Here is a 23,006-nt window from a genome sequence, read left to right on the forward strand (position 1 = left end):
TGTCATCAAGCCTTGCACAAGACACCCAACTCCAATATCGCTTAAACAAAACCACCCAAAGCGCACCATGACCAAATTTTCAATTTTGCGGCCTGAATTCAACATCGAAACTGGCGAGGTGAAATGTCACTATCGTCTGGCTGATCATGAGTTCACCGAACGCTTGGAGCTTGGCATTGGGTTTGGTGAGGATGCTGCAAAAACAGATGCATTCGCACGCACACTAGACCTTGCCGCAGCGATTTTGGGCGTTAGTTATTTTAAGCTTTTGGCTCCCAAACAAATCGATGCGTCTGAACTAAAACTCACCCTCGCCGCCCAATCACTGATCAAAGATATCTATGAAAATGGGTTGGGCGAATTCTATGCCCGCAATGATCTGCACCGCTTCGGCCAAATAAAATATCATTTCCGCACAACTGAAAACACTTCAGCTGAAGCACCAAGCCAAACCAATGCACTGGTTTTGATCGGCGGCGGCAAAGATTCGCTGTTGTCTGTAAACTTGATGGAAGATGCCCAGTGGAACTTCACGCCGTTTGCCGTGAACCCAAAAGGGCCGATCCTGTCTTCAATAGATCGTATAGACCATGAGCCGCTTTTCGCTCGTCGATATCTTGATCAAAAAATGCTCAAACTCAATCAAGAGCCCGGCTTTTTCAACGGACATGTCCCCTCAACCGCGATCAACTCAATCATCGCCGCTTTGGTGGCCCAGCTTTACGGCAACAACCATATTATCCTGTCTAATGAGCGGTCTGCCAGCGAAGGCAATTTGGAATTTGATGGTCGTGAGGTCAATCACCAGCATTCCAAAAGCCTGAACTTCGAACGCCTGTTTGCTGATGCTTTGCAATCTGTAGCTGGAAGCAGCATTCGTTACTTCTCGATCCTCCGCCCGTTTTCTGAATTACAAATTGGCGCACTTTTCGCCAAAGGCACACGGTTTGATGGGGCTTTTTCCAGTTGCAATGAGAACTTTAAGCAAGACGCAACGGGCCCTGCAAAATGGTGCGGCAATTGCCCCAAATGCCATTTCGTATCGCTTATTTTCGCACCCTTCATGACACCTGATCGTTTGACCTGCATCGTTGGCAAAAACGTGCTGGACGATGAGGGTAAACTCGCCCCTATGCGTGATTTATCAGGCCTTACTGGCCATAAACCATGGGAATGCGTCGGCGAGATTTTGGAAGCGGCAGCAGCGCTTTACAAACTTAGTTCTCAGCCAAATTGGCAGGATGCTATTGTGGTCAAAACGCTCAAGCCAGAACTTGAGACCTTTTATGGCGCGCAAAAACTCCGCACTGCTTGGAATGACGCGATGACGCCAAGTGGTGAACATGCGATCCCTAAAAACCTCCACTCTCTAATCGAGCAAAACGAGCATGACGATGCAAATTGATGGCGCAGTTGTTCTTTATGGTGCAGGGCGTGAGGCCCGTTCAACACGCAAGTTTCTGGCTGAAGTTGCGCCCAACACAAAAGTGTTTGTCACCGTAGACGAAGGCGACGCGGATGTGCCCGATTGCACCCAAATTCTGCCTAACAAATTGCAAGCCATGTTTGACGGCAATCAAATTGGGCTACTTGTACGCTCAGCTGGCGTATCCATTTACAAGCCTGAACTTCTTTCGGCTAAAAAAGCGGGCGTTCAGGTGACAACCAACATCAACCTTTGGGCCAAATATCGGCGCGGCAATGCAAAAGTTGTTGCCGTCACCGGCACAAAGGGTAAAAGCACAACCGTAAAGCTAACCGAAACAATGCTGAAATGCGCAGGCCTTGATGCACGATTAGGCGGCAATTTTGGCGTTGCGCCGCTGGATTTGGACGATCACGACATTATCGTGATGGAACTATCTTCTTACCAAGTTGCGGACCTGGAACTGCAACCGGATTTTGTGGGCTTCACCAACCTGTTCCCTGAGCACATTGATTGGCATGGTAACCTTGAACAATATTATTTGGACAAGATGAACCTGCTGCGCCGTGATAAACGCTATTCTTATGCGTTGGGCATGCAAGCCACCGTAAACCAAAAAGTGCAGGCCAACCTTCCAAAGTTTGCCAATGAGTTGCCGCCCCCATCAGCAGAAATGGTCGCCGCATTGCACGGCACTATGCGTCAATCAAAACTCAAAGGTCCGCACAACGCCGACAATATGATGATTGCCGCCAAGCTGGCCTTAGGTCTGGGCGCGAGTGAAGATGTAATTTTGCAAGGCCTGAAAAGTTTTGCGCCCCCGGCCCATCGTTTGGAAGAACACAAGGTCGGCAAACTCACCATTGTGGACGATTCAATTTCCACCACGCCAGAAGCGACAAAAGCTGCATTGGCGACATATCCTGAAAAACGCATCGGATTAATTGTCGGCGGATTTGATCGTGAACAGGATTATCACGACTTAGCACTTGAGATTAAAAATTCATCGGTCACAACGCTGGCTTATTTGCCCAAAACGGGGCATCGACTTGCGGAAGCAATCAGCGAATTGAATTTGGATATTACCGTGATTGAAGCGGAAAACTTGACAACGGCCATGTGCGAATTGGCCAAACACCGCGACCAATTCGACACGCTGATCCTTTCGCCGGCGGCCCCCTCTTACAACCAATTCAGAGACTATATTGAGCGCGGCGAGATGTTCGTTGCGTTAGCAAACAAACTCTTTGCATAATGAAATGGACGCCGGTTCTTAAACCGACATCCACGTCTTAATTTGTTAGGCGGTGAGCAAAATCTTGCCGTTCCGTCCGCCTTGTGATGCGTGTGCAACAGCTTTTTTGATGTCAGCAAGCGAATATGTTGCATCAACCTTTGCAGCAAGTTTGCCGCCGAGCACCAGCGGGATTAGTTCACCAAACAATTGTTGTTTTTCTTCAGCGGAAGCTGTTTGATACCATTTAGCGAGCCAGAAACCTTTAACCTGGATCTCTTTAAAGATAATAGATGTCAAATTGATTGCCGGTGCCACCACGCCAGAAGCTACGCCGTAAACAACCAAGGTGCCTCCAGGGGTCAAACTCTCAACCATTCGTGAGAATGTATCGCCGCCAACACAATCTAGGCCCAAAGTAATCGGCGCCCCGTTTGTTGCTGTCTTAATCTGCTCCAGTAAATTATCGCCATCAACCAGAATGACGTCAGCACCCAATTCCATCAGTGGATCGCGTGCATCGGCACGTCTAACAATGTTGATGGTTTTGATGCCTTTCAGCGCTGCCAGCTGCACAACAAATTGGCCAACTGCCGAGTTCGCCGCGCTTTGAATAAGCCAATCACCCTCATTCAGATCTTTGAACGAGTTTAACAGCAAATGAGCCGTTGCAGGATTTACCGCAATCATGGACATTTGCTGGTCGTTGCCCGCCGGAACAGGAATGAACCCCGCTGCTGGCCCCGTAATTTCTTCGCGCCAAGTTCCTCCGCTTGCCAACAGAACACGTTGACCAACTTCCAGTCCGTCAACACCAGCACCAAGTTCAACAATTTCTCCGATGCCTTCACTACCAGGCACGGCAGGCAAATCAGGAATGGTGCCATATTGACCCGCAATCTCAAGCAAATTGGATGGATTGATTGGCGAGGCCAACATTTTGACCCGAATTTCACCTGTTTGAAGGACGGCTGAATCCACTTCGAGCACCTGCAAAACGTCTTTGGGATCGCCTAGTTCTTTATATTCGACAATTTTCATGCTCATTCTCCGCATTGAATTATTATTGTGATTACGTGTATATATGTTAGAAATATCTGCGATAAATATGCATATTTGGGCTTCAGTTTTGTCATTATGACAATAATTATACAAAACAGGCACGTGCAATGGACAAGATTAGAGCACTAGAATATTTCATGAAGGTCGCTGAAACGGGCAGTTTTTCGGCGGCGGCAGCGTTGTTTGGCGTGCCTCCTTCTTCAATATCTAGACGCATCCAAGATTTGGAAGCGTCTTTAGGCGTCAATTTGTTGCACCGAACCACTCGATCAGTTCGGCTGACGGAAATCGGGTCAATCTATTTAGATCAAATCCGACCGGCAGTTGGCGCTATTGCCTACGCAGATCAGATCGTGGGCAATCAGTCTGAGGAGCCTTCAGGTCTATTGCGCATCACCACATCTCCATCTTATGGACGGCTACATTTACTACCGGCATTAGACAAATTACGTCGTCTCTACCCGAAATTAATCGTCGACATTGAACTCACAGATAAAGTGGCCAACCTCGCGACCAACGATGTCGATATCGCCGTACGTGCAACAACGACACCGCCGGAGCGCGCTGTTGCACGCAAACTATGCGACGATAACTACCAAATTGTGGCCGCTCCATCATATCTCACGCGCAAGGGCACGCCCAAATCCATTTCAGAAATTGAAAATCACGACGCGTTGATTTATCGAAACGCCAACGCCCCAGTAAATTGGCACGCTAAACTGGAAGATGGCTGGGTCGATGTCCGCACGCGCGCCGCCTATCTGTGTAGTGACGGCGGGGAGCTTTTAAGAGCGTGTTTGGATGGCGGTGGCCTTGCGCTGCTGCCCGAATGGAGCCTTGCGCCCTACAAAAAGTCAGGGCAACTCAAAGTTGTAGAGTTCGAAAATACCAAAGTTTCGGTGTTCCGAACAGAAAACGCAGCGGTCTATTTACTCTATCATCGGCCCAAATATCGCCTGAACAAAATCAAAGTCACCGTTGATTATCTGGTAGCAGCCCTTTCAACCTCCAGTTGAAGAGAAATGTCTACTTCCTCATTAAAAGACGTGCATTCAAAATATATGATGTATCTGCCCGGATTAATCATCAACAACCCAAATCCCCATATTGATTGCTTGGTTTTTTTCAGTAATGTCTTTTCCAACAGTTCTTGGAGGGACGACAAATGGTACATCAATTCGGCTTGGCAACATATCGGCTTGGAACAGACGCCGGCACACTTATTGCCGAATGGGTCACCGATGACACAAGATCAGCGGTCGGAATTGGGCTTGCAAGAGCGACCGACGCCAATACCGATAGGTTTGAAGGAAACTACACCGTAGAATATTGGAAATGTGAAGAAACCAACGAACTCACACTGAAAATCGAAAAACTAGGAACTGTTTACAAGTTAGATTGGTCAAGCGACGGGAAAACAACCAACACCGGCTTCGGCTTTGTTAGCAATGGGCTGTTGGTCACAGGATACACGCGATGATTTTAGGCGGCGTTGCTATTATTCATCTGTTTTCCAATTCGGGAAACATCCACTAGTTCAATCTCGTTCTTAGTCCATAACACTGACTAGATGTTGATGTTCCACCTTGCCAGATGCAGTCGTGAGATATTGGTTTTCCACTTGTTAACCAACCAAACAATTGCATAATGATCTAACTAATTGTTTTTGAACGATTTTTCAACTTCTTTAAATATTTACCTTGTTTCTTTGCAGATTGAAAAGCGATGTACGGCAAAATTCCGCCAATCGCTGCATGGGGTGGCGTTTTTAATCGAGGAGCGTGAGACATGGTTTTGTTTCTTTTGACCATATCGGCAGCGTTGATTGCATACGGATACCACCAGCCAAAAGCGCAGTCTTTGGCAAGGTCAGACATTCAACAACATGAACCAATGCCGCAATCTCTTGATGGTTATTCAAAATAGTGAGTTAACGGGAAATACAATGAAAACAATTGCAGCAGTAACACTGGTCTTTATGTTGGTCACGGCAGGCCTGGCATTAGACTTCTCAGTGAACACGCCTAATTCAACATTGGGCCTATCAGTGCCGACACAAGTAAACTCAATCTACTAAGCGCATACGCCCGGGTTTCGTTCCCTTATGAACCAGGCATCCCCTCCCATGCGCAATATGGCCAAGGACGGCTTTTAGAAACTGTCCAACCTGAAAAATGTGGAGTTTTGAGTTGAAATCGAGAACCAAGATTTAAGCCTCAGCAGTATCTGCTTGAGGCTTAATTTATGTTGGAACCTCTTCCAACTCAATCAAAGTCCCGTCAAAGTCTTTGGGGTGAAGAAACAAAACCGGTAGCCCATGCGCCCCGATTTTGGGCTCCCCGTCGCCCAGCACCCTTGCCCCCTCATCGCTGAGTTTTTTGGCCGCTGCGCGAATATCCTCAACCTCAAAACACATGTGATGAATACCGCCAGAGGGATTCTTCTCTAAGAACTTTGCGATGGGCGAGTTTTCACCCAGCGGATGGAGTAATTCGATTTTCGTGTTGTCGAGCTGAACGAACACCACTGTCACACCATGTTCTGGCAAATCTTGTGCCGCTGATACATCTGCTCCGAGCAGGTCGCGATATTTCGTGGTTGCAGCTTCCAAGTCAGTCACTGCAATCGCCACATGGTTGAGTTTACCAATCATCTATTCGTTCCTCAACTTGCCTTCGATCCGGCTCATCACCGCATTTGCTGCATCAAGCACATTAGTGCCTGGGCCGAAAATATCGGCAACGCCTGCATCCCGCAGCGCTTGATAGTCTTGCTCTGGGATCACGCCGCCAGCAAAGACTGAAATATGACTGGCATCATTTTTCATTAATATATCAATGAGTTCTGGGATAAGCGTTTTGTGGCCAGCGGCAAGTGATGATGCGCCAATGCTATCCACTTTCAAAGCGATTGCTTTTTCAGCAACCTCGGCGGGTGTTTCAAACAGATCACCAATATGCACCTCAAAACCCATATCCGCAAAGGCGGTCGCAATAACTTTCGCACCACGGTCGTGGCCGTCTTGGCCCATTTTACCTATGTAGATCGACGGTTTGCGTGACTGCCCAAGATCAAAATCTGAAATGCGTGCTTGGATCGCTTTATATTCTGGATCGTCACCATATTGGTGATCATACACGCCCGATATCACCTTAGTGGATGGCTTGTGGCGGTCGAACACCTCTTCCATCGCGTCAGAGATTTCACCCAGCGTTGCTCGTGCTCGCGCCGCTTCAATAGCGGCAGCAAGCAGGTTGCCTTCACCCGTTCGTGCCACGTCGCGCAACACATCCAACGTTGCTTGCCATTTGGCAGGATCGCGTGTTTCGCGGATTTTCTTGATTGATGCGATCTGTTCAAGCCGCACGGCTTTGTTGTCGATATCAAGAATATCCAGATCGTCTTCTTGGTCCAACCGATAACGATTGACCCCAACAATCACATCTTCACCCTTGTCGACCCGTGTTTGCCGGATCGCGGCAGCGCGTTCAATTTCAAGCTTTGGCGCGCCGTCTTGAACGGCCTTGGTCATGCCGCCTTGGGCTTCAATCTCTTTGATCACCGCACCAGCTTTTGCTACCATTTCAGCAGTCAAACTCTCGACATAATACGAACCACCTAATGGATCGACCACGTCAGTCACGCGCGTTTCGTGCTGCAAAATAAGCTGCGTATTTCGCGCAATCCGAGACGAAAACTCTGTCGGCAACGCCATTGCTTCGTCGAACGAATTGGTGTGCAGACTTTGTGTTCCACCCAAAACGGATGCCATCGCTTCGTAGGCTGTACGCACCACATTGTTGTATGGGTCTTGCTCGGTCAGCGAAACGCCGGAAGTCTGGCAGTGGGTGCGCAGCATCATTGAACGTGGGTTTTTTGCCCCCAAATCTTTCATGATGTCCGCCCAAAGCGTACGTGCAGCGCGAAGTTTGGAAACTTCGGTGAAGAAGTTCATACCAATGCCGAAAAAGAATGACAATCGCCCTGCGAACGCATCGATGTCCAAGCCTTTAGCTTGTGCTGCGCGAACATATTCAATGCCATCGGCCAGCGTATAGGCGAGTTCTTGAACTGCCGTCGCCCCTGCCTCATGCATGTGATAACCCGAGATCGAAATCGAATTGTATTTGGGCATAAATTCAGCGGTGTGCGCGATGATATCGGCAATGATCTTCATGCTCGGTTCGGGTGGGTATATGAACGTGTTGCGCACCATGAACTCTTTTAGAATGTCGTTTTGAATAGTGCCGGAGAGCTTTTCTTGACTAACGCCCTGCTCTTCTGCCGCAACAACAAACATCGCCAACACTGGGATCACCGCGCCATTCATCGTCATAGATACGGACATTTCATCCAGCGGAATACCACCGAACAAGACCTTCATATCTTCAACACTATCTATGGCAACACCGGCTTTGCCCACATCACCTGTCACCCGTTCATGGTCGCTATCGTAACCCCGGTGCGTGGCAAGATCGAATGCTACCGAAAGACCTTTTTGTCCTTTTTCTAACGCTTGACGGTAGAACTTATTGCTCTCCGTTGCTGTTGAAAAGCCAGCATATTGGCGGATCGTCCAAGGCCGATTGGCATACATGGTGGCCCGAACACCGCGCGTAAATGGCGCTTCACCGGGCATCGCATCCGCTGCATGTGCGGGCGCGTCTTCGGCGAAATAAACTGGTTTTACATCTAACTCGCCATATTGGGTTTCTAGGGCGTCGACCGGCTTACCCCGAAGTTCGCCCTCGGCTATGCCTTGCCATTTCTTGTAGGTTTCGGATTTGATGCTCATACGTCTTCGAACTCCATGATCACTTCATCCACTGCCAACACAGAGCCGACACCAGCCGCAATGGACTTCACAACGGCTTTCTTTTCGGACCGCAGTACATTTTCCATCTTCATCGCTTCAACGATGGCCAGCGCTTGCCCATCTTCGACGACATCGCCTTCTTTGACTTCAAGCCGCACGACCTGCCCCGGCATTGGACACAGCAAATATCTAGACATATCCGGCGGCAATTTGATCGGCATATGCACCATCAAATCAGCGACACGTGGCAACAGAACCTGAACCTTCAAATCGGCCCCGCGATAACGCATTTTGAAGCCATAAGACTTGCGTGCAACTTGCACCACCATCCGTTTGTCACCGACACGTGCGTTCACCAGCGTGTCGCCGGGTGCCCAATTATTTTCGACATAGATTATCATCTCAACGTCGTCGTCATGATCGAGCCAAGTTACGAACTTCTCGTCAACTGCAAAGTTAAACCGGTCCTCGCCAATGATCACACTGCGTTCATTGCCGTTCCGCCCAATATCAAGCGTCGAAGCCTCTTCAAAGCCTCGCGTTTCAATTGTTTGCGCCATATGTGCAGCCAATCCGGCGAGCAATTTTAGTGACGCTTTAGGCAGTTCAACCCCGTCAAATCCATCCGGGAACTCTTCCGCAATATAGCCTGTGGTCAAGCGACCTTCTTTAAAACGATCCTGTTCCATAACGGCGGAAAGGAACGGCAAATTGTGGCCAATGCCTTCCAACTCGAACCCGTCCAGCGCGTCTGACATGGCTTCAATAGCGGTTAGTCGATCCGGAGCCCAAGTGCATAATTTTGCAATCATCGGATCGTAGAAAGTGGAAATTTCTCCCCCCTCAAACACCCCGGTGTCATTGCGTACAACTAGGTTCTCAGTCGTAATTTCAGACGGCGGGCGATAACGTGTCAATCGGCCAATGGAGGGGAGGAAATTGCGATAGGGATCCTCAGCATAAAGCCGGGACTCAATTGCCCACCCATTGAGCGTGACCTCATTTTGGCCGATTGCAAGCTTTTCGCCCGCCGCTACGCGGAGCATTTGCTCCACAAGATCAATCCCTGTGATCATTTCAGTTACCGGATGTTCCACCTGCAACCGCGTGTTCATCTCAAGGAAATAAAAATTTCTATCGCTATCCACGATGAACTCCACCGTGCCCGCGCTCGTGTACCCAACAGCTTGTGCTAACGCACAAGATTGCTCACCCATTTTTTTACGCGTTTCTTCATCCAAAAATGGTGACGGCGCTTCTTCGATAACTTTTTGATTGCGGCGCTGAATGGAGCATTCGCGCTCGCCCAAATAAATGCAATTACCGTGGCTATCGGCCAGCACTTGAATTTCAATATGACGCGGGTCGGTGACGAATTTCTCAATGAAAATCCGATCATCGCCAAAACTCGATGCTGCTTCCGACGTTGACCGCTCAAAACCTTCATGCGCTTCATCATCGTTCCAAGCGATCCGCATGCCCTTGCCACCGCCACCGGCGGAGGCTTTGATCATCACCGGATATCCGACTTGGTTGGAAATTTTCACCGCCTCTTCGGCATCAGCGATTACGCCCATATGCCCTGGCACCGTTGAAACGTTGGCTTCAGCCGCAATTTTCTTGGAGGTGATCTTGTCGCCCATGGCCTGAATGGCTTTAGGCGGCGGCCCAATAAAAGCAATATCGTTTTGCTTAAGCGCTTCGCAAAATTTGACGTTTTCACTCAAAAATCCATAACCCGGATGCACCGCTTCAGCGCCTGTTTTTTTGCAAACAGCGATGATCTTGTCTGCCAACAAATAGCTTTCCGAAGCAGGCGATCCGCCAATATGCACCGCCTCGTCCGCCATTTCCACATGCAACGCTTCACGGTCTGCATCCGAATAGACGGCAACGGTTTTGATGCCCATTTTCTTGGCGGTTTTGATCACCCGGCAAGCAATTTCGCCCCGATTGGCTATTAGGATTTTTGAGAACATTTGCTCATCCATTCCTTGTTCGCATGATGCGAGCAATTTGATTATTTTTTGGCCGTCCCGGACTTGATCCGGGACCTATTTCAATTCGATCCCGGATCAAGTCCGGGAATGCCCTAAGGGCAAAGAAGCATATCTAATTTTTTCGTCATTGCCGGGCCAGCCATGTGGCGTGAACCAAAATACGACCCGACAATCCATGCAGCGTCGAAACCTCGACTGGATCCTCGGGTCAAGCCCGAGGATGACGAGAAAGGCAAGAGTTACTCAGCGTCAGGCCGACGACACACAAAATCAATCTCCACCAAGGCCTCAAGCGCCAAACCGGTTACACCAATTGTGGTGCGTGCCGGTCGACGATCCACCGGGAAGAATGACTGATATGTCTGATTGAACTGCGCATAGTCGCCATAAAAATCTGTGAGATAACACCGCGCCATCATCACATGGCTTAAATCCAACCCAATACCATCAAGAACGATCTTGAGGTTTTCCATCACCCGAATTGTCTGTGCTTCAATGCCCTCAGGCAGCGGTGCGTCCGGCGCATTCGGGTCAGTTGGCATTTGCCCTGTGACAAATATCCAGCCGTTGGCTTCAGTTGCGTGTGAAAATGGTGCCACCGGACGTGGACCATCAGAAATCATGTGAAATAGTGGATCAGTCATTTTGTTTTCCCTTAGTCCCCACCCTTAATCCTTCCCCACATGGGAGAGGGAAACCAGGCTTAATTTGACGCCGACAACTTTCATCAATCGACAATTCTATATTCTTTCAAGCCCGAAAGCTTCTTCAATCTACTCCCTCCCCCTCGTGGGGAGGGCTGGGGTGGGGGGAAGCAAGCAATGCTTGCTCAACTTTCCAATACACCCCTTCTTTGTTTTGCAGAACTTCATCATTTGCTACCCGAAGAACGTCGTAACCTTCGCTTCGCAAAAAACTATCTCGCTTCTTATCATATTCAATCTGCGCTAGCGTTCCGTGGGTTTCTCCATCAACTTCGACAACCAACTTTGCTTTATGACAAACAAAGTCGGCGTAATATGTGCCCATTGGCACTTGCCGCCGAAAATGATAACCGGCGTCACGCAAAGGCCGAAGCAAGCGCCACATTTCCCGTTCGGGATGCGTCGCATTTTTCCTCAATTCGCGCGCACGGTGATTGTTCACACCCCCACCCTTAATCCCTCCCCACAAGGGGGAGGGAAACTAGGTCCAATTTGGCTTCGACAACTTTTATCATCCAAAAATTCCATTTTCTTTCGAACCCAAAAGATACTTCTTTCTACTTCTCTCTCCTAAGGAGGCTGGGGTAGCCCCCCCTACAACGGAATGTTGTCGTGCTTCTTCTTCGGCATCGACTGTTGTTTGTTCTTGAGCGTTTCAAATGCCCGTGCGACGCGGCGTCTTGTATTGTGCGGCATGATTACATCATCAATGAAACCACGCTCGGCGGCAACAAATGGGTTGGCGAAGCGGTCTTCATAATCCTTTGTGCGTTTGGCAATTTTGTCGGTGTCACCCAGTTCGGATCGATACAGAATTTCAGTCGCCCCCTTTGCCCCCATCACAGCGATTTCTGCTGATGGCCACGCATAGTTTATGTCCGCGCGAATGTGCTTGGAGGCCATAACATCGTAAGCACCGCCATACGCTTTGCGGGTAATCAGCGTTACTTTGGGTACAGTGGCTTCGGCATATGCGAACAGAAGTTTGGCGCCATGTTTAATGATGCCGCCATACTCCTGCGCTGTCCCGGGGAGAAAGCCGGGAACGTCAACTAAGGTCAAAATTGGGATGTTGAACGCATCACAAAAACGCACAAATCGGGCCGCTTTTTTCGATGAGTTGATGTCTAAACACCCTGCAAGCACCATCGGCTGGTTGGCAACAACCCCGACAGATTGACCGTTCAACCGAATGAACCCCGTCAAAATGTTGGCTGCATGTTCGGCTTGAAGTTCCAAAAACTCGCCTTCATCAGCAATTTTAAGAACAACTTCCTTCATGTCATAAGGCTTGTTAGCGCTATCTGGAATGATCGTATCAAGGCTCATATCTGGGCGGTTGATCACGTCGTTTACGTCAACCTTGGGCGCTTTCTCATTGGCGTTGAGCGGCAAATAATCGACCAACCGGCGTACTTCGAGAAGCGTTTCCACGTCATTATCAAACGAGGCATCGGCGACAGATGAGATTTTGCAGTGGGTTGATGCCCCGCCCAACTCTTCTTGGGTCACCGTTTCGTTAGTGACGGTTTTCACCACGTCCGGTCCGGTCACAAACATATAGCTCGTGTCCTTCACCATGTAGATGAAGTCGGTCATCGCCGGGGAGTACACCGCGCCACCGGCGCAAGGGCCCATGATGACTGAGATTTGCGGCACAGCGCCAGATGCCATCACATTGCGCAAGAACACATCCGCATAACCACCGAGCGAAGCGACACCTTCTTGAATACGCGCACCGCCACTATCGTTGAGGCCGATTATCGGCGCACCATTTTGCACCGCCAATTCCATGACTTTGCAAATCTTCTTGGCGTGGGTTTCAGAAAGAGAGCCACCAAAAACTGTAAAATCTTGTGAAAACACGTAGACCATGCGGCCGTTGATGGTGCCCCAACCGGTCACGACACCGTCGCCGGGGATAATGTTTTCTTCCATGCCGAAATCAGTGCAGCGGTGGGTGACGAACATGTCGTATTCTTCAAAACTGCCCGGATCGAGCAACACATCCAGCCGCTCACGGGCCGTCAGCTTGCCTTTACCATGTTGCGTATCGATCCGCCGTTGACCACCACCAAGGCGTGCGTCACCGCGTTTTTGCTCCAGCTGCTCAATAATTTCCTGCATCAAACGCCCCAACCCTCAATTATCGTGTTGAATGAGCCTAGCTTTTAGTTTGACAATTGCGAAGGGCAGAAAGAGTGTACAAGAACACGCTTTTAACATTGTTAATTGTAAACTTGTGTAATTTGTAAAATTTTGGTGTAAATGATATCGACAGGCGTTTGACAGGCCTCATGGTGAGCCTGTCGAACCATGAATGCAGTGTACGACGGCTCCATCCTTCGACAGGCTCAGGATGAGGGTTGGAACAAGGGTTTATGTTGGGCACCAGATGGCGGGGGTGCCGGGGAAGTGAACGCAGTTCGCTACGACGGCACAAAAAAGCCGATACAACGCGTGAGGTGAAATAATGGCTCAACGAAAAATCTTTGCGGGTATAAAACTGCGGGCATTGCGAGAAACGGAAAAACTCACCCAAGCTGAGTTTGCAAACCGGCTCGACATCTCCACGAGTTACGTCAATCAACTGGAAAACAACCAGCGCCCCGTAACTGCCTCGATCATGCTCGGGTTGGCCGAAACATTCAATGTGGATGTCACCACCCTTTTGGCAGATAAATCCGATCGGCTAATTGTTGACCTCAAGGAAATTTTTGCTGATCCGTTATTTGCGGAAATGCCCCTTGGGTTGCAAGAGTTGAAGAACTTGGCGACAAACACACCGGACGCGGCACACGCCTTTTTGCGGCTTTATGAAGCCTATCGAAAATCCAACGAACGCATGGCTGGGGTCGATGATGTGCTGATGCGCGAGCATTCCGGCAATCTGCAAACCTCCTATGAAGAAGTGCGCGATTTCTTCCACTATGCAGACAATTATATCGATGAATTAGACCGAGCGGCGGAAGAACTTTCAGCCGAAGCGGGGCTAGATGATCATCAAAAACTGGAGCGATTGGTTGCCTATTGCGCCGAAGTGCATGAGTTGGGCGTCGAGTTTGTTTTGCCCAACAAGCGCGACATGATCCGCCAGTTTGATCGCACGCGCCGTATTATCCGCATTAACGCATCGCTTGAAAAACCAACCCAGTTTTTCCAATTGGCCAATCAATTGGCGCTGCTCGAACAGACGAGCGTGATCAACGACATATTGGAAAACGCCAATTTCAAAAGAGACGAAGCGCGCGCCATTTGCCGCATCGGCTTGGGCAACTATTTTGCTGGCGCATTGCTGATGCCTTATGCTGCGTTCCTTAAGGAAGCAGAAATCGTACGTTATGATATTGAAGTCTTGGCCCAAAGGTTCGGCGCGAGCTTAGAACAAGTCGCCCACCGCCTATCAACGTTGCAACGCCCACAACATAGGGGCATTCCATTTTTCTTCGCACGGGTGGACCAAGCTGGCACCATCACCAAACGGCACTCCGCAACGGCATTCCAGTTCGCCCGGTTCGGCGGCGCGTGCCCTTTATGGAACGTCCATCGCGCCTTTGAAGCGCCGACAGAAATCATCCGTCAACGGGCCGAAACACCAGACGGCAAACGCTATTTATGCTTGGCTTGGATCAACGAAAAACGCGCAGGCGGCTTTCGCCAACCCACACGCCGATATGCTTACGCATTGGGATGCGAAATCACCCATGCGGATAAGCTGATCTATTCTGAAGACTTGGATATTGGAGAAACCGCAGCGTTCGAGCCCATCGGCATATCATGCCGCATCTGCGAACGCCGCAACTGCACCCAACGCTCCGTGCCACCCATCGCGGCAGAAATATCTATTTCGCCGGACGAGCGAAGCGTTGTGCCTTACGATATTGTTTAGACGCGAAGCATCACGCCTCTTTGTCAACAACCCAACCGGTGCCGTCGCGTTCAGGTGTTTTCACCTCTTGGCGCTGATCGGTTTGTAGATCTACGTCTTGTTTTTTAGAAGCTTGTACGTCTTCCACTTTATCTCGATTTCGAACCGCTTCGGTTTGCTGCGAACGAACTGGATCTGGGCGCGAATACTCTTGTGGTGCCGCGCTAACGCTTGAAATTGAACTCATAATTGAAACTCCGGTGAATACTCACTCTCGTCAATTCGAAAGAGTGCTATTTACTGTTATTGGCCAAATATCCCATATTGCCAGTTTGGGCGAGATGAAGCTCATCCAAAGCGGCTATAAGATCTGCAAGTGGTCCACGATTATTAGGGTCGATCAGTCTACTCATTCCCTGCTCCCACATAGGTTATGCGGCCAAGCTAACAGCGCCGAAATAAAATCTCGTTAGAACAATAGATAAAACTTTATCTATTATTTTAACGCCTCTATTCCCCGGGTTGGCGCGAACAATCCATTGCGCTGGGTTGCCAAATCCAGCCATTGCCGATAGCCCTTGCAACGCGAGACGAAGACAAATTGGAATTGGCACATGATTGATCCTCAAAAGGACGTTCAACACAAATGGCACGAAGATGTAGTGGCCATTATCACCGGCACCACCATGGTGGCGCTTGGGGTGACCATGTACAAACACACGATGCTGGGCACTGGTGGCATTAATGGGCTGGCATTGTTGCTAGACTATGTGACACCCCTTGGGTTCGGGCTGTTGTTTTTTGTCCTCAACTTGCCGTTTTATTGGTTGGCGTGGAAACGCCTTGGCGCGTCTTACACAATCAAAACTTTCGCCGCCATCGCGCTGGTTTCCGTTTTGGCGCAACTAACACCAAACTGGGTCAATTTTGAACAGCTCAACCCCTATTTTGCTACCGTTGCTGGCGGCATGATCATCGGCACGGGCTTGCTGATCTTATTCCGGCATCAGTCCGGACTTGGTGGCGTCAATATTCTCGCGGTCTATTTACAAGACACCTATGGCATTCGGGCAGGATATTTCCAGATGGGGGTCGATATGGCCATTTTGATCTGTGCATTTTTCGTCCTTCCGGTCGACAAGGTGATATTGTCAATCGGGGGCGCTGCGATCCTTAATATGGTCATTGCCATGAACTACCGGCCGGGCCGATATGTCGGGTTTTCAGGTGCGTTCCTCGCGGAAAAGCAAACAAAAGAGAAATAGCCTGATCAGTCGACTGTGTTAATGGCGGTGCCCGACAAGGGCACCGTAACCCGAAAACATGCGCCTTCGCCATTGCCTTTAACCAGATCAAGTTTACCGTCCATATGGCTCAAAATCTGTGAACTGATGGCTAAACCCAGCCCAGAACCTGTTTGCACATTTGAAACGCCGCGATATCCACGCGAAAACTTATTGAAAATGCGTTTTTTGTCCTTGGGTGCAATGCCGGGACCATTGTCCTGAAATTCTATCATCAAACGACGCCCAACCCTTTTCATCGAAACATCTATGAACGGGTCTTCATTGTCATTATATTTTACAGCATTTGACATGAGGTTGATAAAGACCTGACACAAGCGGTCGCCGTTGGCGTGTACCATCGGGCTACCCGTGAAGTCACCTTTGCGAATATCAATACCTGAGGATTTGGCCAAAGGCTCGCAAACCATAGCCGCCTTGTTCAACACTTTTAGAACGTCTACCGGCTCGTTCTCCCAACTCTTTTCGCCACGCTCCAATGCACTCAAATCAAGAATTTCATCCAGCAACAATGTCAGCCTTAAGCTTTCGGTGTGTATCGTGGATAAAAATCGTTGGCGTTCCTCGTCGGTAACATCTTCGGGATTTAACAAAATCTCCGAAAAGGACCGAATGGAGGTCATTGGCGTGCGCACTTCGTGGCTCACCTGGCTCAAAAATTCGTCTTTTTCTTGGTCCAATTCGCGCAGTTTCTCGTTCGCATACTGAAGCTTTTCTGCGGTTAACCGAAGCTCTTCTGATTTTTGTTCAAGCTGCTGCGAATATTCGATCACCTGCTGGGTTTCATCAGCAATCTGCATCACTTCTTGCAAAGAAATATTGTCGCCAGAAACCACCTGCGACAGCATAACGTGTGCCGATGCCGCACCAATTGAACCCGCAAGCTCTTTTTCAAGATGGGCGATAAATTCTGGCGTTGGCTCAAACTGCGCGCGGCTGCCGGGTTCGCGTTTTAAATAACCATCAAAAATCGCTGTTGCCCGCTCGGCACCCAAAACGCGCTGCGCAACAAAGAACAAATCGTTGGCCGCCGCTGACGAACGCATAAACTGGGTTTCAGTGCCAGGAAGCCGCCGAAACGCATCCACAAACAAAGTACTCTGAATACGCTCCAAAGCAGACTGGTTGGTGGCCAAAGAAACAAAGATCATAAGACCTGCATTGGCCAGAAGGCTCCAAAAAACAGAATGAACAAGAGGATCAATATTCTCAAGTCCGAACAGTGCTTCTGGACGTAAAAAATGTATCCCGAACGGGCCGTGTGCCACCCACGCGGCAACCCAGCTGTCCGTTTCACCGAAACTGGGCAAAAACAATGTGTAGGCCCATATTGCAAATCCAATGGCTAGTCCCACACCAGCGCCCTTTGCGGTCGCATCCCGCCAATAAAGCGCGGCGATTATTGCGGGTAAAAATTGGGCAACACCGGCGAAAGAAATCAAGCCGATCCGCGCCAAAGCACCCGAACCATTTGTCAGCCAAAAATACAAGAACCCGAGCGCCAACACGGCACAGATAGAAAACCGCCGACTATTGAGTAGCAGGTTTGTCACCCCCTGCCCGTCATCAGAGTCCGCGAGCCAAGGCGTACGCAACGCGATGGGCACAATGATATGGTTTGAAACCATAATGGAAAGCGCAATCGAAGCGATAATGATCATCGATGTTGCCGAGGAAAACCCGCCAATGAATGCAAACAGGGCCAACAGCTCTTGATCATGCGCCAATGGAAGAGTGAGCACAAACATATCCGGGTCCGTACCAGCGGGCAAAAGGTTCACCCCCACAATGGCAATCGGCAACGTAAAAACACTCATCCCCAGCAAATAAAGCGGAAATGCCCAACTGGCGGTGCGGAGGTGATTTTCATCTGAATTTTCAACAACCGTTATTTGAAATTGCCGGGGCAAACAGATAATCGCGGATGCTGACAAAACCAGAATAGTGACCCAGCGCGTGCCAAAACTGCCATTGTCATATAGCTGAATTCCGGCGCTTTCTGCCTTGGCAAAAATCTCGCCAAACCCACCGCCAATGCCAAACACAACGAAAATGCCAACAGACATCAGCGCCACCAGTTTGACGATTGCTTCAAACGCGATGGCTGCGACAACGCCATGATGTTGCTCTTTCGCGTCCACGTTTCTTGTACCAAACAGAATGGTAAAAAGCGCCATCCCGGCAGCGACGCCGAGCGCCAAACGATTGTCATCAGCGCGGTCGCCAACGCTTGCGACCAAACTATCGGACGAGATTACAAATAGGCTTGTGGTGATCGCTTTGAGCTGTAGCGCGATATAGGGCGTGGTGCCAATAACAGCGATCAATGTCACCAAAATCGCAAGCCGATTGCTTTTGCCAAATCGAGATGAAATCAAATCGGCAACCGAGGTGATCCGCTGATTACGGCCGATGCGAACCAGTTTTCTAAGCCCAAACCACCAGCCAACGAAAACCAATGTCGGCCCCAAATAAATGGCGAAGAACTCCAATCCACTGCGGGCGGCGGACCCAACTGCACCATAAAAGGTCCAACTTGTGCAATAGACTGATATCGCCAACGTATAGACCAAAGGTGAGCGCAAAAAGTGCGCCCGGTTGCCCTTTGCCCATCGTTCAGAGAAATAGGCAAGTGCGAAAAGCAGCACTACATAACAAACTGAAATCAGAATGACGAGATTGGCCGAAATCATGAGGCATCGTTCCGACGTGTGGGTTTTTCCACGCCGTCATTTTGCGCCTTGGGCAAAAACCGGGTCAAAATAATCGAGGTAAAAATGAGGAACAGCCAAGTGGTAAACAGATATGACACAATTAGCGGAATACCAAAAATGCTAATGTCCTTATCGAACAGCATAACAATAGGCGGCATAACAAGGAGCACGCCCACGACAGGCAGAAAAAATGCAAAACCCTCACTGCGCTTTCTCTCAGCCATAATATTTGATCAAGCGGTTGCCTGCTCCATCAACTGACGCACCGCGTCCACCACTTCACTGTTGGAATAGGGCTTGGTTACAAAACCGCTGGCACCCAAATCTTCTGCAGTCTTGCGATCTTGTTGCTGGCCTTTTGCCGTCAATATCAGGATGGGTAGATTTTTAGTACTCGGCTGGTCCCGCAGATGTTTAAGCACCTCAAAACCAGATTTTCTGGGCAGCATAACGTCCAGCACAACAATTGTAGGCGATAACTCACTAACAGCAGAGATCGCTGCCTCGCCATCGGTGACGGCACTGATCCGCCAACCTGCTCGCGTGAGAATAAAATCTAGCGAATCAAGGATGCTCGGTTCATCCTCGACAATCAAAACGTCTACAGACACAAATGTTCCTCCCCCATTGGCGAAATCAGCCCCTCCGCCGACACAACCAAGGTTATAAGTTGGTCACTTTATTCATGTTTACGCTAATCGCCAACATCGAACATTCCTGTCACGAGTGGAGCCCGCACAGTATGACGTGAATCAACCCCGGCAAGGACTTCTTCTTGACGATGCGCACAATCTCGACGAATGCACATATGGCATGTTGGCCCAACTGGCACATCCAACGCACCATTGCTGAGCTGAAGCCCTTCGCCATATACCGTTTTATCGGCGTGCAATATGTCACATGCCAACATCACAGAGGTATATAGCGGGGCTTGGCTATAGGCAGCGGCCCGCTTGGCAGTTGATTTAGCCAAAAACAAATAACGGGACCCGTCTGGATAAGTCACCAATTGACTAACAACCTCATTAGGCCGACGAAAAGCCCCGTAGATCGCCCACAAAGGACAAGCATGCCCAGAATTGGGCAGTTGAAGGCCGGGCAATGGGAATTGTTTGGTCAACCGCCCCGCCGGGTCTGACCGCAGGAAACCAAACGGTATGCCTTCCCGTTCCGGCGCGCGAAGTGTGACAAGACGATGAGCGACTTGTTCAAAGCTGGCGCTGTATTTTTGCCCCAAAAAGTCCAAGTCATATTTATTGTCCTTCGCGTCAGCCAAAAACTGATCGTAGGGCAAACTGATCGCACCCGCCAGATAGGAGCCCAGGGCCCTATAAGCAAGCCGCCGAGATGTTTGCGACGTGAGGCGCTTATCGTCCACCAACTCCAGCAATGCACCCAAGCCCGAAAGTTCCGCGTATAATCGGGACAATTGAAACTGTCGGCTGGCCATGGTGCAACTGCCACGGAACCACATCAATTTTTGGTCTTGATCATAGTGGTATTGCCCGGCCGTCAATTGCGAAGTTTCATCCCGCTGTCCGGCCCGCACAACTCGCACAGAAAACTTTTCCTTCAACGCGTTCTCAAGTGCATTTTCGCCAAATGCGCCAAACTGAAGTATTTGATCGCGCAGTCCAGAACCCAATTCTTCGAGTGATGCGAAATGGTTTTTCTCGTCATTTATAAGATCATCCACTTCACGCATCGGACTAATTGAATGGTGCTCAATCGCTTCCCGATCAAATTCACCAATAAGAGTCTTCGCCACATCTGACAGTGCGCGACTATCGCGGGAAACGGATGCATGAAAACGGCGTTGTTGAGAAGGTTCTAAATCCGGCACATCTTCCAATATCTCAGCCGCCGAGCGAACAGCGGTGATTTGCGAGAGCATTTGATGCAATAGCTGAGACAGTAAAGGATCAGACTGCAAGCGGTTCGACATCGCTTTCGTATCTGCCCGCGCATCCAAAAACCCGCGATAAATACGAAATAGAGCAGCACCTGCATCAGGGTTGGTTGCCACCAAATTGCGCGCGTCTTCTGGGCCCAACTTCAACGATTCGAGCATCGGATCGGCGAACACTTCTTCGATGTCATTGATCAACCGTTGCTCATGCTCGCCTGTTAATAAGTCCAACTCAACATTTAGATGCGCCGCAATGCGCTGCAACAGCACCCCGCCCACTTCCCGCTTATTCGCTTCGATCAGGTTTAAATAGGACGGCGAAATTCCGACTATCTTTGCAAAACCAGATTGCGAGAAATCAAGTGATTTCCTCAAGTTGCGGATTTTGAGCCCAATTGGTGAGCGCATAGAATTGTCCCTTTTCTGAGAATAACCTTCTAACACCCTGTCAACAATTTTACAATTAATTACAACAAGAAGTCGTGTTTTTTACAAAATTATCCTTATATAACAATGCTCTATTGCAGAAATTTTCAATTCACTCCTATACTTTAGCCGATGTGAAATGTTTGCAGAACGTGCCACATCAACCCATAAAGGAGGAGAATAATGAGCGAACGCAAGGACGGCCCTAACCGTCGTAAAGTTCTCAAGGGTGCCGCAGCTGGCTTAATCGGCGTTGGATTAGCACCAACAATTTTCACCAAAGGTTTTGCCCAAGAATACCGTAACCAGCCAACTGGCGGTTCCGTAACATTTGGTTTCAATGTGCCACAAACTGGCCCATATGCCGATGAAGGTCTTGACGAACTACGCGCGCAGGAACTCGCAGTGCAACACTTGAACGGCGAGGGCGACGGGGGAATGCTGAACACGTTCAGTTCCAAAGCGCTACGCGGCAATGGTGTGCTCGGCAAAAAAGTTGAGTTTGTAACAGGCAATACAAATACCAACTCAGACACAGGTCGCGCATCGGCAAAAGCCATGATTGAAAAAGATGGCGCCATCATGATCAATGGCGGTTCATCTTCCGGCGTTGCTGTTGCTGTTCAAAGTCTTTGTCAGGACGCTGGTGTAATTTTTATGGCGGGGCTGACACACTCTAACGACACCACCGGTAAGGACAAAAAGGCAAACGGCTTCCGTCATTTCTTCAATGCCTATATGTCGGGTGTCGCTCTAGCGCCAGTACTTAAGGCGGAGTATGGTTCAGACCGCCGCGCTTATCACTTATCAATGGATTACACTTGGGGTTGGACACAGCAAGCTTCACTAAAGCAATCCACTGAAGGAATTGGTTGGGACACAGTCAACACCGTTCTGACGCCAACCACCACACAAGACTTTTCAGCTTATCTAACGCCAATATTGAACTCAGGCGCTGATACCTTGATTTTGAACCAATATGGCGGCGCAATGGTGAACTCACTCACCCAAGCCATCCAATTTGGCTTGCGCGACAAGGTCGTTAACGGCAAACAGTTCGAAATCATCGTTCCGCTTTATTCGGAGCTGATGGCTGGTGGTGCTGGCGAAAACATCAAGGGCGTGTTTGGTTCCATGAATTGGAACTGGCAGCTCCAAGATGAAGGCACAAAGGCGTTCGTGAAATCGTTCGGCGAAAAGCATGGTCGTCCGCCATCGAACTCGGCACACACCTGCTACGTTCAAACGCTTCTTTACGCTGATGCATGTCAGCGCGCAGGAACGTTCAACCCTTGTGGCGTTGCCGCTGCGCTTGAAGGGTTTGAGTTTGACGGATTAGGAAACGGTCCCACACTTTATCGCGCTGATGACCATCAATGTTTCAAAGATGTTCTGGTGATGAAGGGCAAAGAAAATCCAACGAATGAGTTCGACCTGTTGGACATCGTCGAAATCACACCACGCGCAAAAGTAGAATATGCACCTGATCACGAGATGTTCGCTGGTGGTGCATTGGGAACTTGCAATCCTGGCGCATAACTAA

21 protein-coding genes are annotated in these 23,006 nt (G+C 49.5%); 8 read left to right on the plus strand and 13 right to left on the minus strand.

Annotation, left to right across the window (positions count from 1 at the left end):
- Positions 1-67 precede the first annotated feature (67 nt).
- Positions 68-1,405: a hypothetical protein gene (locus ACSHWX_RS01170; protein ID WP_435666342.1), complete on the plus strand. Its 1,338-nt coding sequence runs from the start codon at positions 68-70 to the stop codon at positions 1,403-1,405.
- The gene (gene murD / locus ACSHWX_RS01175) at positions 1,389-2,681 is read left to right on the plus strand and encodes a UDP-N-acetylmuramoyl-L-alanine--D-glutamate ligase (RefSeq protein WP_435666343.1); all 1,293 of its coding nucleotides are present in this window, start codon (positions 1,389-1,391) and stop codon (positions 2,679-2,681) included. The genes ACSHWX_RS01170 and murD overlap by 17 nt, the downstream gene beginning before the upstream one ends.
- A gap of 45 nt (positions 2,682-2,726) precedes the next feature.
- Here murD and ACSHWX_RS01180 read toward each other — a convergent pair whose 3' ends face one another.
- Entirely contained in the window at positions 2,727-3,701 is a 975-nt protein-coding gene (locus tag ACSHWX_RS01180) for a zinc-dependent alcohol dehydrogenase family protein (RefSeq protein ID WP_435666344.1), read from the minus strand.
- A 128-nt stretch (positions 3,702-3,829) separates the two neighbouring features.
- Between ACSHWX_RS01180 and ACSHWX_RS01185 the strand changes: the two genes are divergently transcribed.
- Together ACSHWX_RS01185 and ACSHWX_RS01190 are read left to right on the plus strand one after the other, a co-directional pair.
- The gene (locus tag ACSHWX_RS01185; protein ID WP_435666345.1) at positions 3,830-4,738 is read left to right on the plus strand and encodes a LysR family transcriptional regulator; all 909 of its coding nucleotides are present in this window, start codon (positions 3,830-3,832) and stop codon (positions 4,736-4,738) included.
- A gap of 149 nt (positions 4,739-4,887) precedes the next feature.
- A complete protein-coding gene (locus ACSHWX_RS01190) occupies positions 4,888-5,202 on the plus strand; it encodes a hypothetical protein (RefSeq protein WP_435666346.1) in 315 nt (104 codons plus the stop codon).
- 172 nt (positions 5,203-5,374) lie between these two features.
- Here ACSHWX_RS01190 and ACSHWX_RS01195 read toward each other — a convergent pair whose 3' ends face one another.
- Positions 5,375-5,599, minus strand: a complete 225-nt coding sequence (locus ACSHWX_RS01195; RefSeq protein ID WP_435666347.1) for a hypothetical protein — start codon at positions 5,597-5,599, stop codon at positions 5,375-5,377.
- Positions 5,600-5,667: 68 nt separating this feature from the next.
- On the opposite strand from ACSHWX_RS01195, the gene ACSHWX_RS01200 reads away from it, so the two are divergent.
- Positions 5,668-5,799, plus strand: a complete 132-nt coding sequence (locus ACSHWX_RS01200; RefSeq protein ID WP_435666348.1) for a hypothetical protein — start codon at positions 5,668-5,670, stop codon at positions 5,797-5,799.
- Between the two features lie 165 nt (positions 5,800-5,964).
- Here the strand turns inward: ACSHWX_RS01200 and mce are convergent, their stop codons facing one another.
- The 6 genes from mce to ACSHWX_RS01230 form a co-directional block, all read right to left on the minus strand.
- The gene (mce, locus tag ACSHWX_RS01205) at positions 5,965-6,375 is read right to left on the minus strand and encodes a methylmalonyl-CoA epimerase (protein ID WP_435666349.1); all 411 of its coding nucleotides are present in this window, start codon (positions 6,373-6,375) and stop codon (positions 5,965-5,967) included.
- The gene (gene scpA, locus ACSHWX_RS01210; protein ID WP_435666350.1) at positions 6,376-8,517 is read right to left on the minus strand and encodes a methylmalonyl-CoA mutase; all 2,142 of its coding nucleotides are present in this window, start codon (positions 8,515-8,517) and stop codon (positions 6,376-6,378) included. It lies immediately after the preceding gene.
- Entirely contained in the window at positions 8,514-10,517 is a 2,004-nt protein-coding gene (locus tag ACSHWX_RS01215; RefSeq protein ID WP_435666351.1) for an acetyl-CoA carboxylase biotin carboxylase subunit, read from the minus strand. Before ACSHWX_RS01215 ends, scpA begins: the two co-directional genes overlap by 4 nt.
- A gap of 260 nt (positions 10,518-10,777) precedes the next feature.
- Positions 10,778-11,182 (minus strand): RidA family protein, encoded by a 405-nt coding sequence (locus ACSHWX_RS01220; protein WP_435666352.1) that lies wholly within the window; start codon positions 11,180-11,182, stop codon positions 10,778-10,780.
- A 124-nt stretch (positions 11,183-11,306) separates the two neighbouring features.
- Positions 11,307-11,684, minus strand: a complete 378-nt coding sequence (locus ACSHWX_RS01225; protein ID WP_435666353.1) for an endonuclease domain-containing protein — start codon at positions 11,682-11,684, stop codon at positions 11,307-11,309.
- A 152-nt stretch (positions 11,685-11,836) separates the two neighbouring features.
- Entirely contained in the window at positions 11,837-13,369 is a 1,533-nt protein-coding gene (locus tag ACSHWX_RS01230; protein ID WP_435666354.1) for an acyl-CoA carboxylase subunit beta, read from the minus strand.
- Between the two features lie 346 nt (positions 13,370-13,715).
- Here ACSHWX_RS01230 and ACSHWX_RS01235 point away from each other — a divergent pair, with 346 nt between their 5' ends.
- Positions 13,716-15,131: a helix-turn-helix domain-containing protein gene (locus ACSHWX_RS01235; RefSeq protein WP_435666355.1), complete on the plus strand. Its 1,416-nt coding sequence runs from the start codon at positions 13,716-13,718 to the stop codon at positions 15,129-15,131.
- A gap of 10 nt (positions 15,132-15,141) precedes the next feature.
- Here ACSHWX_RS01235 and ACSHWX_RS01240 read toward each other — a convergent pair whose 3' ends face one another.
- Positions 15,142-15,357, minus strand: a complete 216-nt coding sequence (locus ACSHWX_RS01240) for a hypothetical protein (RefSeq protein ID WP_435666356.1) — start codon at positions 15,355-15,357, stop codon at positions 15,142-15,144.
- 367 nt (positions 15,358-15,724) lie between these two features.
- Between ACSHWX_RS01240 and ACSHWX_RS01245 the strand changes: the two genes are divergently transcribed.
- The gene (locus ACSHWX_RS01245; protein WP_435666357.1) at positions 15,725-16,375 is read left to right on the plus strand and encodes a YitT family protein; all 651 of its coding nucleotides are present in this window, start codon (positions 15,725-15,727) and stop codon (positions 16,373-16,375) included.
- A 5-nt stretch (positions 16,376-16,380) separates the two neighbouring features.
- On the opposite strand, the gene ACSHWX_RS01250 is transcribed toward ACSHWX_RS01245, so the two are convergent.
- From ACSHWX_RS01250 to ACSHWX_RS01265, 4 genes are all read right to left on the minus strand, one after another.
- Positions 16,381-19,107 carry an ATP-binding protein gene (locus ACSHWX_RS01250; protein WP_435666358.1) on the minus strand — a complete coding sequence of 909 codons (2,727 nt, stop codon included), beginning with the start codon at positions 19,105-19,107 and terminating at the stop codon, positions 16,381-16,383.
- Positions 19,104-19,352 (minus strand): hypothetical protein, encoded by a 249-nt coding sequence (locus ACSHWX_RS01255; RefSeq protein ID WP_435666359.1) that lies wholly within the window; start codon positions 19,350-19,352, stop codon positions 19,104-19,106. Before ACSHWX_RS01255 ends, ACSHWX_RS01250 begins: the two co-directional genes overlap by 4 nt.
- Before the next feature lie 9 nt (positions 19,353-19,361).
- Positions 19,362-19,739, minus strand: coding sequence for a response regulator transcription factor (locus tag ACSHWX_RS01260; RefSeq protein ID WP_435666360.1), 378 nt, complete (start codon positions 19,737-19,739; stop codon positions 19,362-19,364).
- An 83-nt stretch (positions 19,740-19,822) separates the two neighbouring features.
- Complete coding sequence (locus ACSHWX_RS01265) at positions 19,823-21,445, minus strand: helix-turn-helix domain-containing protein (protein ID WP_435666361.1); 1,623 nt, start codon at positions 21,443-21,445, stop codon at positions 19,823-19,825.
- A gap of 201 nt (positions 21,446-21,646) precedes the next feature.
- Here ACSHWX_RS01265 and ACSHWX_RS01270 point away from each other — a divergent pair, with 201 nt between their 5' ends.
- Positions 21,647-23,002: a substrate-binding protein gene (locus tag ACSHWX_RS01270; protein WP_435666362.1), complete on the plus strand. Its 1,356-nt coding sequence runs from the start codon at positions 21,647-21,649 to the stop codon at positions 23,000-23,002.
- Positions 23,003-23,006: the final 4 nt, after the last annotated feature.

Source organism: Maritalea sp. (assembly GCF_051251695.1).
Taxonomy (GTDB): Bacteria; Pseudomonadota; Alphaproteobacteria; order Rhizobiales; family Devosiaceae; genus Maritalea.